The organism is Pseudooceanicola nanhaiensis DSM 18065, from assembly GCF_000688295.1.
GTDB classification, from domain to species: Bacteria; Pseudomonadota; Alphaproteobacteria; order Rhodobacterales; family Rhodobacteraceae; genus Pseudooceanicola; species Pseudooceanicola nanhaiensis.
Genome location: NZ_JHZF01000013.1, coordinates 1356028 through 1368486, shown reverse-complemented (window position 1 = coordinate 1368486; position 12459 = coordinate 1356028). Strand labels below are relative to the sequence as shown.

The 12459-nt window shown below is 68.3% G+C and carries 16 protein-coding genes; 4 read left to right on the top strand and 12 right to left on the bottom strand.

What is annotated here, in order from left to right; genetic code table 11:
• Positions 1-10 precede the first annotated feature (10 nt).
• Positions 11-1054 carry an NAD(P)/FAD-dependent oxidoreductase gene (locus Q344_RS0116760; RefSeq protein ID WP_028287773.1) on the bottom strand — a complete coding sequence of 348 codons (1044 nt, stop codon included), beginning with the start codon at positions 1052-1054 and terminating at the stop codon, positions 11-13.
• A 53-nt stretch (positions 1055-1107) separates the two neighbouring features.
• Between Q344_RS0116760 and mnmC2 the strand changes: the two genes are divergently transcribed.
• The 3 genes from mnmC2 to pth all read left to right on the top strand — a co-directional run bounded on the left by mnmC2 (position 1108) and on the right by pth (position 3426).
• Positions 1108-1785 (top strand): tRNA (5-methylaminomethyl-2-thiouridine)(34)-methyltransferase MnmC2, encoded by a 678-nt coding sequence (gene mnmC2, locus Q344_RS0116755; protein WP_028287772.1) that lies wholly within the window; start codon positions 1108-1110, stop codon positions 1783-1785.
• On the top strand, positions 1782-2675 hold the full coding sequence (locus tag Q344_RS0116750; protein WP_028287771.1) for a DMT family transporter: 894 nt from the start codon (positions 1782-1784) through the stop codon (positions 2673-2675). Before mnmC2 ends, Q344_RS0116750 begins: the two co-directional genes overlap by 4 nt.
• Before the next feature lie 64 nt (positions 2676-2739).
• Entirely contained in the window at positions 2740-3426 is a 687-nt protein-coding gene (gene pth, locus Q344_RS0116745; RefSeq protein WP_028287770.1) for an aminoacyl-tRNA hydrolase, read from the top strand.
• On the opposite strand, the gene Q344_RS0116740 is transcribed toward pth, so the two are convergent.
• The 11 genes from Q344_RS0116740 to Q344_RS0116690 all read right to left on the bottom strand — a co-directional run bounded on the left by Q344_RS0116740 (position 3423) and on the right by Q344_RS0116690 (position 11775).
• On the bottom strand, positions 3423-3614 hold the full coding sequence (locus Q344_RS0116740) for a hypothetical protein (protein WP_028287769.1): 192 nt from the start codon (positions 3612-3614) through the stop codon (positions 3423-3425). The genes pth and Q344_RS0116740 overlap by 4 nt on opposite strands.
• A 13-nt stretch (positions 3615-3627) precedes the next feature.
• Positions 3628-3783 (bottom strand): hypothetical protein, encoded by a 156-nt coding sequence (locus Q344_RS26395; RefSeq protein WP_169739203.1) that lies wholly within the window; start codon positions 3781-3783, stop codon positions 3628-3630.
• 392 nt (positions 3784-4175) lie between these two features.
• Positions 4176-4955, bottom strand: coding sequence for a succinate dehydrogenase iron-sulfur subunit (locus tag Q344_RS0116730; protein WP_028287768.1), 780 nt, complete (start codon positions 4953-4955; stop codon positions 4176-4178).
• Between the two features lie 112 nt (positions 4956-5067).
• On the bottom strand, positions 5068-6228 hold the full coding sequence (locus tag Q344_RS0116725; protein WP_084178449.1) for a glycosyltransferase family 4 protein: 1161 nt from the start codon (positions 6226-6228) through the stop codon (positions 5068-5070).
• Between the two features lie 7 nt (positions 6229-6235).
• Positions 6236-8041 carry a succinate dehydrogenase flavoprotein subunit gene (gene sdhA, locus Q344_RS0116720; RefSeq protein WP_028287766.1) on the bottom strand — a complete coding sequence of 602 codons (1806 nt, stop codon included), beginning with the start codon at positions 8039-8041 and terminating at the stop codon, positions 6236-6238.
• 10 nt (positions 8042-8051) lie between these two features.
• Positions 8052-8423 carry a succinate dehydrogenase, hydrophobic membrane anchor protein gene (gene sdhD, locus Q344_RS0116715; protein ID WP_028287765.1) on the bottom strand — a complete coding sequence of 124 codons (372 nt, stop codon included), beginning with the start codon at positions 8421-8423 and terminating at the stop codon, positions 8052-8054.
• Between the two features lie 10 nt (positions 8424-8433).
• Positions 8434-8823: a succinate dehydrogenase, cytochrome b556 subunit gene (gene sdhC / locus Q344_RS0116710; RefSeq protein ID WP_028287764.1), complete on the bottom strand. Its 390-nt coding sequence runs from the start codon at positions 8821-8823 to the stop codon at positions 8434-8436.
• A 261-nt stretch (positions 8824-9084) separates the two neighbouring features.
• On the bottom strand, positions 9085-10116 hold the full coding sequence (locus Q344_RS0116705; RefSeq protein ID WP_028287763.1) for a MaoC family dehydratase: 1032 nt from the start codon (positions 10114-10116) through the stop codon (positions 9085-9087).
• Entirely contained in the window at positions 10116-10319 is a 204-nt protein-coding gene (locus Q344_RS0116700) for a DUF1737 domain-containing protein (RefSeq protein ID WP_028287762.1), read from the bottom strand. The genes Q344_RS0116705 and Q344_RS0116700 overlap by 1 nt, the downstream gene beginning before the upstream one ends.
• Before the next feature lie 14 nt (positions 10320-10333).
• Positions 10334-10879, bottom strand: coding sequence for an NnrU family protein (locus Q344_RS0116695; protein WP_028287761.1), 546 nt, complete (start codon positions 10877-10879; stop codon positions 10334-10336).
• Between the two features lie 44 nt (positions 10880-10923).
• Positions 10924-11775, bottom strand: a complete 852-nt coding sequence (locus Q344_RS0116690; RefSeq protein ID WP_028287760.1) for an HpcH/HpaI aldolase/citrate lyase family protein — start codon at positions 11773-11775, stop codon at positions 10924-10926.
• 321 nt (positions 11776-12096) lie between these two features.
• Here Q344_RS0116690 and Q344_RS0116685 point away from each other — a divergent pair, with 321 nt between their 5' ends.
• Positions 12097-12405, top strand: a complete 309-nt coding sequence (locus Q344_RS0116685) for a hypothetical protein (RefSeq protein WP_028287759.1) — start codon at positions 12097-12099, stop codon at positions 12403-12405.
• Positions 12406-12459 lie beyond the last annotated feature (54 nt).

The following is a 12459-nucleotide window of genomic DNA, read 5'->3' as shown; positions in this document are numbered from 1 at the left end:
ATCGCGGCGCTCAGCCCAGGGCCTCGTCGGTCCGGAAGCCCTCCGGCACCGCATCCTTGCCGTCGAGCACCAGCTCCGCCATCACATGCGCCACCTTGGGCGCCATGCCGAAACCGATCTTGAACCCGCCGTTCGCGATGAAATGCCCCGGACGGCCCGGCCAGGGCCCCAGCAGCGGCGCGCGGCTTCTGGCGCGCGGGCGGACACCGGCCCAACGGCGGATCACTTCGGCGTCGCGCAGGGCGGGCACTGCGGCCCGCGCCTTCGCGATCACGGCGTCGAGCTGGCCGTCCACCTGCGCCGGGTCGTCGAAGTCGCGTTCGCTGGTCGATCCCACGGCCACCGTCCCGTCGCCATGCGGCACCACGTGCACCCCGTCGCAGAAGAGCTGCGGCGCCGCCCGCCGGTCGAGCCGGAGAAGCGCGGCCTGTCCCTTCACGCCGGTGCCGACCGTCCGGCCGAAGGCGGTGTTGAGCACCTGAAGACCCGCAGCCCCCGTGGCATGGATGACCGCGCCCTCGTCACCGGCCTCACCCACGACGGTGCCGCCCCGTGCCGAGATCGCGGCCACGAGCGCCGCGCAGGCCTGCCCGGGATGAAGCCGGGCCGTCAGGGTGTCGCGGACATGGAGCCCGGTCGGGCTGAGCGGATGCCAGTCGGGATCGACCGCCTCCACCACCTCCCAGACGGCACGGCCCTGCCAGAGCGCCGCCGCGCCGACCGCCCTCTCGCGCGCCAGCTCCACCGCGCGCGCATCGGCCAGGGGCTGCAACCGGCCGCTCCGCAGGTAGCCCGGATCGCTCCCGCCGGTCGCGGCGACCCCGGTCCAGAACGCCTCGGCCATGAGCAGGCTGTCGAGCTGGAAGGCCTTCTTCGCGTTCCAGGCCTCGGGCACATGCGGCGCCAGGGCGCCCACTATCCCGCCCGAGCTTCCCGCGCCCGGTCCGTGGGGATCGACGACGCGCACCGTCGCGCCCTTCCGCAAAAGCACCCAGGCGATGGAGAGGCCGAAGATGCCCGCGCCCCGGATCGTCACGTCCACGCCCATTGCCATTCCCCTGCTGCCCGGCCATTGTCCGGCCTCGACCCTCTCTACGGCAGGACGGGATGCAGGAAAAGCAGGCGGCGCTGAGCTGGACGGAGGCCGAGGTCCCGGTCTCCGAGCGCTTCGACGACCCCTATTTCAGCCTCGAGAACGGGCTCTCGGAAACCCGCCACGTCTTCCTTGCCGGCAACGGCCTGCCCGCGCGCTTCCGCGACGGCTTCCGGGTGGCCGAGCTGGGCTTCGGCACCGGGCTGAACTTCCTCGCCACCCTGCGCCTCTGGCGCGAGGCGGGCGCGCCGGGCCGCCTGTCCTTCACCAGTTTCGAGGCCTTTCCCATGGCCGCCGCCGACACGGCCCGCGCCCTGACCGCCTTTCCGGAACTCGCGCCCGAGGCCGAGGCGCTGATGGCCGTGCACGCGCGCCTCGGCGCCGGGCCGGTCGAGGTGGCGGAGGGCGTTTCCCTCACCCTCGTCGAAGGCGACGCGCGCGGCACGCTGGCCGCGTGGGACGGTCTTGCGGATGCGTGGTTCCTCGACGGGTTCTCGCCCGCAAAGAACCCCGAGCTCTGGGAAGAGAGCCTGATGGCGCAGGTCTTCGCCCACACCGCGCCGGGGGGCACCGCCGCCACCTACACCGCCGCCGGTTTCGTCAGGCGCGGGCTTGCGGCGGCGGGGTTTGCGGTCAGCCGCGTTCCGGGATACGGGCGCAAGAGGCACATGAGCACGGCAGTGAGACCATGACGGAACAGAACACGCGGCTCGGCATCCTGCTGATGATCGCAACCACCTTCGTCTTCGCCGTGCAGGACGGCATCTCGCGCCACCTCGCCGACGAATACAACGTGCTCATGGTGGTGATGATCCGCTACTGGTTCTTCGGCCTCTTCGTGATTGCCATCGCCGCGCGCAAGGCGGGCGGCGTCCGGGCCGCGGCGGCGACGACGCAATGGCCGGTGCAGGCCTTCCGCGGGGCGCTGCTGGCGATCGAGATCTGCGTCATGGTCCTGGCCTTCACCCTGCTGGGCCTGGTCGAGAGCCACGCGGTCTTCACCTGCTACCCGCTGCTGATCGCCGCGCTCTCGGGCCCGGTGCTGGGCGAGAGCGTGGGCTGGCGACGCTGGGCTGCGATCGCGGTCGGCTTCGTCGGCGTGCTGGTCATCCTGCAGCCGGGCCTGGGCGTCTTCGCCCCGGCCGCCATCGTCCCGCTGATCGCGGCATTGCTCTTCGCGCTCTACGGGCTGCTGACGCGCTATGTGGCCCGGCGGGACAGCTCGGCCACCTCCTTCTTCTGGACCGGCGTCACCGGCGCCATCGTCATGACCGCCGTCGGCATCACCCATTGGGAGCCGATGGCCCGGCCGGACTGGTTCTGGATGGGCACGCTCTGCCTGACCGGCGCGCTCGGGCATTACCTGCTGATCCGCGCCTACGAGGTGGCCGAGGCCGCCTCGGTCCAGCCCTTCGCCTTCCTCCAGCTCCCCTTCGCGGCCTGCATCGGCATCCTGATCTTCGGAGAGACGATCCGCCTCAACGTCGCCATCGGCGCGGGGATGATCGTCACCGCCGGGCTCTTCACGCTCTGGCGCGAACGGGTGAAGGCGCAGCGCGCGCGGGGCCGGCTCGCGGGTTGATTGCAGGGGCGCCCCGCACTAGACCTCAACCGAACGGGCCTTCGGGCGGAAACGGGGTATCCCGATGCAAATCTTCGTCGGTCTCGGCAATCCCGGGGCCAAATACGCGGGCAACCGGCACAACATCGGCTTCATGGCGCTGGACCGGATCGCCGCCGACCACGGGTTCGGACCGTGGAAGGCCAAGTTCCAGGCCGAGATCGCCGAAGGCGTTCTGGGCGGGGAGAAGGTCCTGCTGCTGAAGCCGCAGACCTTCATGAACCTCTCCGGCCAGTCGGTGGGCGAGGCGATGCGCTTCTACAAGCTGGAGCCCGAGGACGTGACCGTCTTTCACGACGAGCTCGACCTCGCACCCGGCAAGGTCCGGGTGAAGCAGGCGGGCGGTCATGCGGGGCACAACGGCCTGCGCTCGATCCACCAGCACATCACCCATGATTACCAGCGGGTACGGCTCGGGATCGGGCATCCGGGGCACAAGGACAAGGTCTCGCCCTACGTGCTGAGCGATTTCGCGAAGGCCGATCAGGACTGGCTCGACGACGTTCTGCGCGGCGTGGCCGACGGGGCGCCGGACCTTGCCGCCGGAGATGCGGGGAAGTTCATGAACGCGGTCGCGCTGCGGACGGCACCGCCGCGGTCGTCGACGTCGGGCCCCTCCGCCAAGGCGGCCGAGACCCGGGCCGAGGCGCCCGCCTCCCCGGCCGAGGACACCCGTTCGCCGCTGCAGCGGCTGGCGGACAAGTTCCGCTAGGGCTTCAGGCAGAGGTCCGGCGGGTCGCCTTCGGTGAAGCGCTCCGCCCCGCAGGCGGCGCAGCGCCAGTAGCTCTGCCCCTCCGCGTCGCGCGACCTGTCGGCCCGCCAGCGGCAGGCCCGCATGTCCGGCCGGGCATAGATCGCCACCAGCACGATCGCGAGGACGAAGCCGATGATGTAGATCATCGGGTCACCGCCGTCAGGCCGCGCGCTCGTCCTGGGTGTAGGGCGCGTAGACCGGGGCCGCGGGCTGTTGCGTCGTCGAAACCAGCGACGGGAGCGGGGTGTAATAGGCCCATGCCTCTTCGAGCGCCTTCAGCGCCGCGGCGGCCTTGGTCTGGGATTGCTGTGTCATCTCGGGTGCCTCGTCCTATCATCCGGCTCCTCCCTCGGGGGTGATATGGACCTTGGGGCTGGCGGGCGCACCCCCCGATGCTGCAAGTGCGGCATGAAGTGAGCGCAAGGGACGCAGCGTCACGGGCGCGTCGGCTGTCGCATGCACCACCGGATCGCGTCCGACCCCGAGGGCGGTGTCGGACGTGGCGATGTCATCTTGCAAAAGCCCCGATCGCGCGAGCGTGGGTAGACACCTCCCAATCGTGCCCGGCCCGGGGGGCCGGCGCGATCCGATCCGGCAAGGCCGGATCGGGGCATGGGCGAAACGGTCGGTTCCGGAAACGCGAAACGCCCGCATGTGGCGGGCGTTCCAGCCGGGCTCAAGCCGGGCGAAGGTTTCATGGCGCCCGATCAGACCGTCCGTTCGACCATCATCTTCTTGATCTCCGCGATGGCCTTGGCCGGGTTCAGACCCTTGGGGCAGGTCTTCGCGCAGTTCATGATCGTGTGGCAGCGGTAGAGCTTGAACGGATCCTCGAGGTCGTCCAGACGCTCGCCCGTCGCCTCGTCGCGGGAATCAACGATCCAGCGATAGGCATGCAGCAGCGCCGCCGGCCCGAGGTAGCGGTCGGAGTTCCACCAGTACGACGGGCAGGCCGTCGAGCACGACGCGCACATCACGCATTCATAGAGCCCGTCGAGCTTCTTGCGGTCCTCGATCGACTGCCGCCATTCCTTCGCGGGACGGTTCGTCTTGGTCTCGAGCCAGGGCATGATCGAGGCGTGCTGGGCGTAGAAATGCGTGAGGTCGGGGATCAGGTCCTTCACCACCGACATGTGCGGGAGCGGGTAGATCTTCACGTCGCCCTTGATCTCGTCCAGCCCGTAGATGCAGGCCAGCGTGTTGATCCCGTCGATGTTCATCGCGCAGGAGCCGCAGATCCCCTCGCGGCAGGAGCGCCGGAAGGTGAGCGTCGGATCGACCTCGTTCTTGATCTTGATCAGCGCGTCCAGGACCATCGGCCCGCACTTGTCCATGTCGAGGTGATAGGTGTCGACACGGGGGTTCTCGCCGTCGTCCGGGTTCCAGCGATAGATGTGGAACGCCCGCACATTGGTCGCGCCCTCGGGCTTCGGCCAGGTCTTGCCGGTGCGGATCTTGGAGTTCTTGGGTAGCGTCAGTTGAACCATGTCTGTCTCCTTTGGCAGGGGCGGAGCGTGGCCGCACCGACACCTCTTTGGCTGGCCGGCGGCCGCGCGAAGCGCGCGGGGCGGCAGGAAATCCTGTTGCGGGGACGTACCATCACACTATCCCCCGGCGCATCATTGCTGCAAGCAGCCTCTGCGATTGCCTGAACGGAGCGCGGTCAGCGGCCAGCGCACGACACTCGGCCGAAATGCGGCTCCAGTCGGTCTGATCGAGCGCGGCCGCGCGTTCGGCGGCCCGGGCGAGGCCATTCGGATCGTCCGGATTGTAGAGCAGCGCGCGCGCGCTCTCCGGCAGCCCCTCGGCGATGCCCCCCATATCGGGCGCCACCACCGGCACACCGTAGGTCAAAGCCAGGTTCGCAACACCCGACGTCATTGTCCGCCGGTAGGGCAGCACGCAGGCATGGGCCCCCCGGAAAAGCCCCGGCACATCCTCGTCGGGCACACGATCGAGCCTGAGGTGCACGGGCATCATCGCCCCAGCGAAGGCGTCCCGAAGGCGGACCGCCTCGTCGTCAGGCGTCGCCCCGGCGACGGTCAGGCTTTGGACAAAGCCCTCCGCGCCCGGAGCCGCAAAGACGCGGCGGAGCGCGTCGCCGCCCTTGTAGGCGCTGTAAACGCCGAAGAAGAGAAATGCCGCCTTGCCCGCCACCTTCGCGGGCGGAGAGCCTGGAGTCTGCGGGTAGACACCCAGATAGCTCGGGTGCGCGATGACTTCGATTTTGGCCGCATCGGCCTTCCATGTCTCGATCAGCATGCGCGCCGCTGCTTCGGAATGGACATGCACCATGTCGGCATGCGCGACAAGCCAGGCGCGCAGCGCACGAAACCCCTCGTGGTCCTCGCCTGGGCGGTGCGGAGCTTCGTTGTGGACCGTCCAGACGATCTTGCCCCCAAACGCCCGATGCCGGTTCAGCATCCGCAGGACGATCTTCAGCCGGTGCCGCACGGTCCAGGGCGATTTGACGCCCCAGAAGCTTCCGTCTTCCCAGTGGAAGTGCAGCACGTCGGCGCGGCCCATGAAGCCGAAGCGGCGCATCAGCCGCACGCGTTCCAGCATCTCGACCTCGGCACCTTCGAAGGCGCCGTAGAGCAAGCCGAGATAAGGGTTCCGGCTGACGGTTGGATAAACCCTCAGCCGGAAGCGCGGCGCGTTCCGCTGCCCCTGCTCATCTGCCCGTTCCGCTGCGGAGCTCACCGGAGCCATCGAAACGGGACTGTGCCGAAATGCAGTGGGCTGCGGAATCGCACTCATCTCATCCTCAGAAGGTCCGCGCCTTCGGCGCGATCCGCTTCAGGGCGATGCCGCCCTCGCTCTCGGTGGTCAGCGGATCGGTGATCACGTCGCGGTAGCTGAGCTCCACGCTGTTGCCCTCGACGCGGCTGATCGTGTGGACGCGCCAGTTCTCGTCGTCGCGGTCGGGGAAGTCCTCGTGGGCATGCGCCCCGCGGCTCTCCTTCCGGGCCTCTGCGCCGTAGATCGTGGCCAGCGCGTTCGGCATCAGGTTGGTGAGCTCGAGCGTCTCCATCAGGTCCGAGTTCCAGACGAGGCTGCGGTCGGTGACCTTCAGATCGCCCAGCTTGGCCGCGATGGCGGTCATCTTCTCGACACCCTCTTCCAGCGTCTTGGCTTCCCGGAAGACGGCCGCGTCCGACTGCATCGTGTGCTGCATCTCGAGCCGCAGATCCGCGGTCGGCGTGCCTCCGTTCGCGTTGCGCAGCCCGTCGAACCGGTCGAAGGCCTTGTCCACCGAGGCCTGGTTGAGCTCGGGGTTCTTGGTCTCGGGGTCCACGACCTTGCCCGCGCGGATCGCGGCGGCGCGGCCGAAGACCACGAGGTCGATCAGCGAGTTCGACCCGAGGCGGTTCGCCCCGTGAACGCTCGCGCAGCCCGCCTCGCCCACGGCCATCAGGCCCGGCACGATGGCGTTCGGGTTCTCGGCGGTCGGGTTGATCACCTCGCCCCAGTAGTTCGTCGGGATGCCGCCCATGTTGTAGTGCACGGTCGGCAGGACCGGGATCGGCTCCTTCGTGACGTCGACACCGGCGAAGATCTTCGCGGATTCGGAGATCCCCGGCAGCCGCTCGTGCAGCGCCTCGGCGGGCAGGTGGTTGAGGTTGAGGAAGATGTGGTCCTTCCGCTCACCCACGCCGCGGCCTTCGCGGATCTCCATGGTCATCGAGCGCGAGACATAGTCACGCGGCGCGAGGTCCTTGTACTGGGGCGCATAGCGCTCCATGAACCGCTCGCCCTCGGAGTTCGTCAGGTAGCCGCCCTCGCCGCGCGCGCCTTCCGTGATCAGGCAGCCCGAGCCGTAGATGCCGGTCGGGTGGAACTGCACGAATTCCATGTCCTGCAGCGCGAGGCCCGCGCGCGCCACCATCCCGCCGCCGTCGCCGGTGCAGGTATGCGCCGAGGTGGCCGAGAAATACGCCCGGCCGTAGCCGCCGGTGGCCAGCACGACCATCTTCGCGTTGAAGACGTGGAAGGTGCCGTCGTCGAGTTTCCAGCAGACCACGCCCTGGCAGACGCCGTCCTCGGACATGATCAGGTCGATGGCGAAATATTCGACGTAGAACTCGGCCTTCTGCTTCAGCGACTGGCCGTAGAGCGTGTGCAGGATCGCGTGGCCGGTCCGGTCGGCGGCGGCGCAGGTGCGCTGCACCGCGGGGCCTTCGCCGAATTCGGTGGTATGGCCGCCGAAGGGCCGCTGGTAGATCTTGCCCTCTTCCGTCCGCGAGAACGGCACGCCGTAATGCTCGAGCTCGTAGACCGCCTTGGGCGCTTCCCGGGCGAGGTATTCCATCGCGTCGGTGTCGCCCAGCCAGTCCGAACCCTTCACGGTGTCGTACATGTGCCACTGCCAGTGGTCGGGACCCATGTTCGACAGCGAGGCGGCGATGCCGCCCTGCGCCGCCACGGTGTGCGAGCGGGTCGGGAAGACCTTCGTCACGCAGGCCGTGCGCAGCCCCTGCTCCGCCATGCCCAGCGTCGCGCGCAGCCCGGCACCGCCGGCGCCCACCACCACGACGTCATAATCATGCGTCTCGTATTCGTATGCGGCCATTGTCTTTCCCTCAGAGCGCGATCTTGGCGAGGGCGAAGAGCCCGAATGCGGTGAGCCCGTAGCTCAGCACGGTCACCGAGATGATCAGCACCTTCTTGGTGGATTTCCGGAAATAATCCTCGATCGCGGTCTGCGCGCCCTTCTGGAAGTGCTGCAGCCCGACGAAGAGCCCGAGGCCCGTGAGGATCGCGATGACGGGATGGGCGAAGACGTCCAGCACCGTCGCCCGGTCGCTGCCCAGCGTCGAGCCGATGACGTAGATCAGGATCGGCACGATCAGCGCCAGGCCGACGGCGCTGACGGTCATGTACCAGTGATGTTCGGTCCCGGTGCCGGAGGCGCCCCGGCCCTCGGCCCGCTTGCGGTCGGTCAGATAGCGCATGGCGTCCTCCTCACACGACGAGAATGGTGATGAGGGTCAGCACGACGGAGCCCCCGATGCAGATCCAGCCGAGCATCTCGGCCACCGGCAGGTCGAGCCCGCGGCCCGAGTCCCAGATCAGGTGCCGCAGCCCGGCGAGGTAGTGATACCAGAGGGCCCAGCAGGACAGGGTCAGGATGATGTCGCCGAACCACGAGGTCACGAAGGCATCCGCGGTGTCGAAGTACTCCGGCCCCGCCGCCGCCGCCAGCAGCCACCAGACGATCATCACGACGGCGACGACCAGGGCATTGCCCGTGATGCGCGTCAGGATCGAGGTGATGGAGGTCAGCTGCGGCCGGTAATAGGGCCCGATCATGAAGGGAGAAAGCGGGCGCTCGACCCTTTTGTCATCAGCCATGAGCTTTCCTTTCCGGTATCTCTGGGGCCTTGATACTCATTTTTGGAGCCTTGTCATCACCATGACACCTATCGGGCGGAGGTTTTTCACCATCCGCGCGCCGATGCCGCGGCTTCTGTGATCACATGACGAAAACACGTGATCACAAGCGGGTCGGATTTCCGGGCCCGGCCGGGGGGCCGATGACACGCCCCGGCTTCCTCTTGCCCTAAATATCCCCGCCGGAGGCTTGATCCGGCCGCGCCCGCGGCCGGATCAATCTCAGACCGGCATCACCGCCCAGTAATCCAGGTCGAGCAGCACGCCGGAGAGGTATTTCCCGTCCTCGCCCTTCACCGCGCCCACCGACCCGTCCGAGGTCGCCACCAGCCGCAGCCGCACCAGGCCCACGCCCGGGACCTCCGTCTCGGCCTTGTCCAGCACCTCGGACCAGGCCTTCACGGTCAGCCCCGAGAAGCACGGGTTCGCATGCGCCCCGCCGTTCAGCCCGACGATCATCTGCGCATTGGCCAGCCCGTTGAACGACAGCGCGCGGGCCATCGAGATCACGTGACCGCCATAGATCAGCCGCTGGCCGTCGGGCCGGAAGGTCGCGTCGAAATGCACCTTGGCCGTGTTCTGCCACAGACGCGTGGCGATCATGTGCTCGGCCTCCTCGATGGTGACGCCGTCGACGTGGTCGATCACCTCGCCGATCTCGTAATCCCCCCACCGATGGGGCTCGCCCGCCAGCTGGAAGTCGTAGCGCGAGAAGTCGAGCCCTTCGGGGATCACCAGGTCCTCCGCCGGGATCACCGCGTTCAGCTCGGGCACCACCACCTCGGGCGCCGGCGCCTCGAGGTCGTTCTTCCGCACCATCACCCAGCGGACGTAGTCCATCACGGGTTCGCCGCGCTGGTTCGTCCCGGTCGTGCGGACATAGACCACCCCGGTCTTGCCGTTGGAATTCTGCTTCAGACCGATCACCTCGGACGCGGAATGCAGCGTGTCGCCCGCGTAGACGGGCCGCAGCCAGCGCCCCTCGGCATAGCCGAGGTTCGCGACCGCGTTCAGCGACACGTCCGGCACAGTCTTGCCGAAGACCACGTGGAAGGCCGCCAGATCGTCGAGCGGGCTTTCCGGCAGACCGCATCCCTTCGCGAATTCGTCCGAGGAATAGAGCGCGTGCCGGGCCGGGTAGAGCGCGTGATAGAGCGCCCGCTCCCCCGCGCCCACGGTGCGCGGCACCGCGTGGTGGATCACCTCGCCGATCCGGTAATCCTCGAAGAAGCGGCCCGGGTTGGTCTTGGCCATCACTGCTCTCCCAGCTTGAGGTCCGGCGAATAGGTCCCCTCGACCTCCTTCACGACAGCCTGGGCGCAGCGCATCTCGCCCCGCGTCGCGTCATAGGCATAGGCGGGCGGGCCGTAGAGCTCCCATCCGGCGTCGAGCGCCTTGGACACCTTGTGGCAGAAGGCCGAGGTATCGGCCTCGGTGAGGTAGCGGTAGAGTTTCATGTCTTGGTCCCTGGTCAGCCGAAGGCCGGATAGCCCAGCCAGGTGTGCACCCAGCCGATCACGAGAAGCAGGAGGAGGGCGATGGCGGCGAACATCGCGTCCTTGCCGAAGGAGCCCTTGGCGGGCGGCGTCCAGCCGGGTTCCGTCCGGTTGATGACGATCATCTCCGCGATCGCCCAGATCCCGAGACCGCCGAAGAGCACGAAGGACGGCACGTCGCCGTTCACCAGAAGGTGCGCGATGGTCCAGAGCAGGAAGCCCGTCAGCATCGGGTGGCGCATCCGGTAGAAGATCGCCCCCTTCTTCGGCCCCGGCGAGACGAAGTAGAGCGCCGCCAGCATCAGCAGGTTGTTGATGCCGACCGTGGCGGGGTGGCGGCCCCAGAAGAAGGCGCCCTCGGCCATGCGGTAGCCGAAGATCATCATCAGGATCGAGACGACCAGCACGACGGCGATCGCGCCCTTGCCCGGGTCGCCCATCCGGGCGCGCGCATCCGGCGCGATCCGCTTGAACATGTGAGCCCCTGCCCAGAGCAGGACACCGAGAATGAGTAGCGTCATGGAAGAGCTGCCTTTCGCCTTTGGTTGCCGTCACCCTGCGACGGTCAGGCCATGCGTGCAATGGCCTCCGCCCTGGCGAGCGTCTTCTTCGCGGTCTCGACATGCAGGTTCTCGACGATCTTGCCGTCGACGACGGCGACACCCTGCCCCGTGCGCTCGATCTCCTCGTGGGCCTCGATCTGTCGGCGGGCGAGGTCGATCTCTGCTTCCGTGGGCGCAAAGGCCGCGTTGGCGATGTCGACCTGCGCGGGGTGGATCAGCGTCTTGCCGTCGAAGCCGAGGTCGCGCCCCTGTTCGCATTCGGCCTTCAGCCCCGCCTCGTCGAGATACTGGTTGTAGACCCCGTCCACCACGACGACGCCATGCGCCCGGGCCGCCAGCAGCATCTGCTGGAGCGCGAACATCATCGGCAGGCGGTCTTCGCGCGACCGGCAGCCCAGTTCCTTGGCAAGGTCGTTGGTCCCCGCGACGAAGCCCGCGACGGAGGGATGCGCGGCGATCTCGAGCGCGTTGAAGACGCCGCGCGGGGTCTCGATCATGCACCAGACGGGTTTGTCGCCCAGGATGTCGACCAGCGCCTGCACGTCGGCGGCCGAATTGACCTTGGGCAGGAGGAACGCGTCCGCGTCGGCATCCTTCAGAAGCGTCGCATCCTCCGCGCCCCATTCCGTGTCGAGCCCGTTGATCCGGATGATCCGCGCCTTCTCGCCATAGCCGCCCTGGTCCAGCGCCGCCTTCAGCGTCTCGCGCGCGGCGGGTTTCGCATCGGGCGTCACCGCGTCCTCGAGATCGAAGATGATCGCGTCCACCGGGAGGCCCCGCGCCTTGTCGAGCGCGCGCTCCTTCGAGCCGGGGATGTAGAGGACGGAGCGGTAGGGGCGGGTCGAGGCGTCCATGCGGGCAATCCCTTCTGAAACATTGTTGCGCGTCCATCGCATCAATCGCAGGGAAATTTCAAGCCCAGTTTCGCTGCGCGGCAGCGATGTTCCCCCGGGCCGGCGCGGCCGAAAATTTAGATCGGATGCGAGGCAACGCCCGCGGGGTTAACCGCCTGTTCTTGCCCCTGCCCCATCGTCTGTTCCGGACGCAGAGGGAGGGCCCCCGGCTTGGCCGCCGGCTCAGGGGTTCAGTGTCCGCCAAGCTCACCAGGGGACGGGCCGTCGCTCCGCGCGGGGCAGGCCAGCCGACCGGTCGCCCTTCATGCAAGGAACACGGGAATGAAAGCTCTCACCTTCGCAACGGCCGCGCTCTTGATGGCCGTCCTCATGGCACCCGACGCCGCGCAGGCCCGCGCCTGCGCGCCGCGCGAGAACGTGCTCGCCCGGCTGGCCGAGGGCTACGGCGAAAGCCGCAAGTCCATCGGCATCGGGGCGAACAACCAGGTGGTCGAGGTCTTCGCCTCGGACGAGTCGGGGACATGGACGATCACCGTGACCTCTCCGGCGGGGGTGACCTGCCTCGTCGCCAGCGGGCAGGCCTACGAGGCGCTGGCGGAGGCCCTGCCGGACACCTCGGATCCGGCATAGGGTGCGCCGGGCGCCGGCACGCAAAGGACGTGAGGACGCGGCGGGGCCAGGCGG

Coding starts and splice junctions, on each gene's coding strand:
- Q344_RS0116690 (WP_028287760.1), bottom strand. CDS start 11,775: ATGGACGCCTCGACCCGCCCCTACCGCTCCGTCCTCTACATCCCCGGC.
- Q344_RS0116695 (WP_028287761.1), bottom strand. CDS start 10,879: ATGACGCTACTCATTCTCGGTGTCCTGCTCTGGGCAGGGGCTCACATG.
- mnmC2 (WP_028287772.1), top strand. CDS start 1,108: ATGCAGGAAAAGCAGGCGGCGCTGAGCTGGACGGAGGCCGAGGTCCCG.
- Q344_RS0116685 (WP_028287759.1), top strand. CDS start 12,097: ATGAAAGCTCTCACCTTCGCAACGGCCGCGCTCTTGATGGCCGTCCTC.
- sdhC (WP_028287764.1), bottom strand. CDS start 8,823: ATGGCTGATGACAAAAGGGTCGAGCGCCCGCTTTCTCCCTTCATGATC.
- Q344_RS0116725 (WP_084178449.1), bottom strand. CDS start 6,228: ATGAGTGCGATTCCGCAGCCCACTGCATTTCGGCACAGTCCCGTTTCG.
- Q344_RS0116705 (WP_028287763.1), bottom strand. CDS start 10,116: ATGGCCAAGACCAACCCGGGCCGCTTCTTCGAGGATTACCGGATCGGC.
- sdhA (WP_028287766.1), bottom strand. CDS start 8,041: ATGGCCGCATACGAATACGAGACGCATGATTATGACGTCGTGGTGGTG.
- pth (WP_028287770.1), top strand. CDS start 2,740: ATGCAAATCTTCGTCGGTCTCGGCAATCCCGGGGCCAAATACGCGGGC.
- Q344_RS0116700 (WP_028287762.1), bottom strand. CDS start 10,319: ATGAAACTCTACCGCTACCTCACCGAGGCCGATACCTCGGCCTTCTGC.
- Q344_RS0116760 (WP_028287773.1), bottom strand. CDS start 1,054: ATGGCAATGGGCGTGGACGTGACGATCCGGGGCGCGGGCATCTTCGGC.
- sdhD (WP_028287765.1), bottom strand. CDS start 8,423: ATGCGCTATCTGACCGACCGCAAGCGGGCCGAGGGCCGGGGCGCCTCC.
- Q344_RS0116740 (WP_028287769.1), bottom strand. CDS start 3,614: ATGATCTACATCATCGGCTTCGTCCTCGCGATCGTGCTGGTGGCGATC.
- Q344_RS26395 (WP_169739203.1), bottom strand. CDS start 3,783: ATGACACAGCAATCCCAGACCAAGGCCGCCGCGGCGCTGAAGGCGCTC.
- Q344_RS0116730 (WP_028287768.1), bottom strand. CDS start 4,955: ATGGTTCAACTGACGCTACCCAAGAACTCCAAGATCCGCACCGGCAAG.
- Q344_RS0116750 (WP_028287771.1), top strand. CDS start 1,782: ATGACGGAACAGAACACGCGGCTCGGCATCCTGCTGATGATCGCAACC.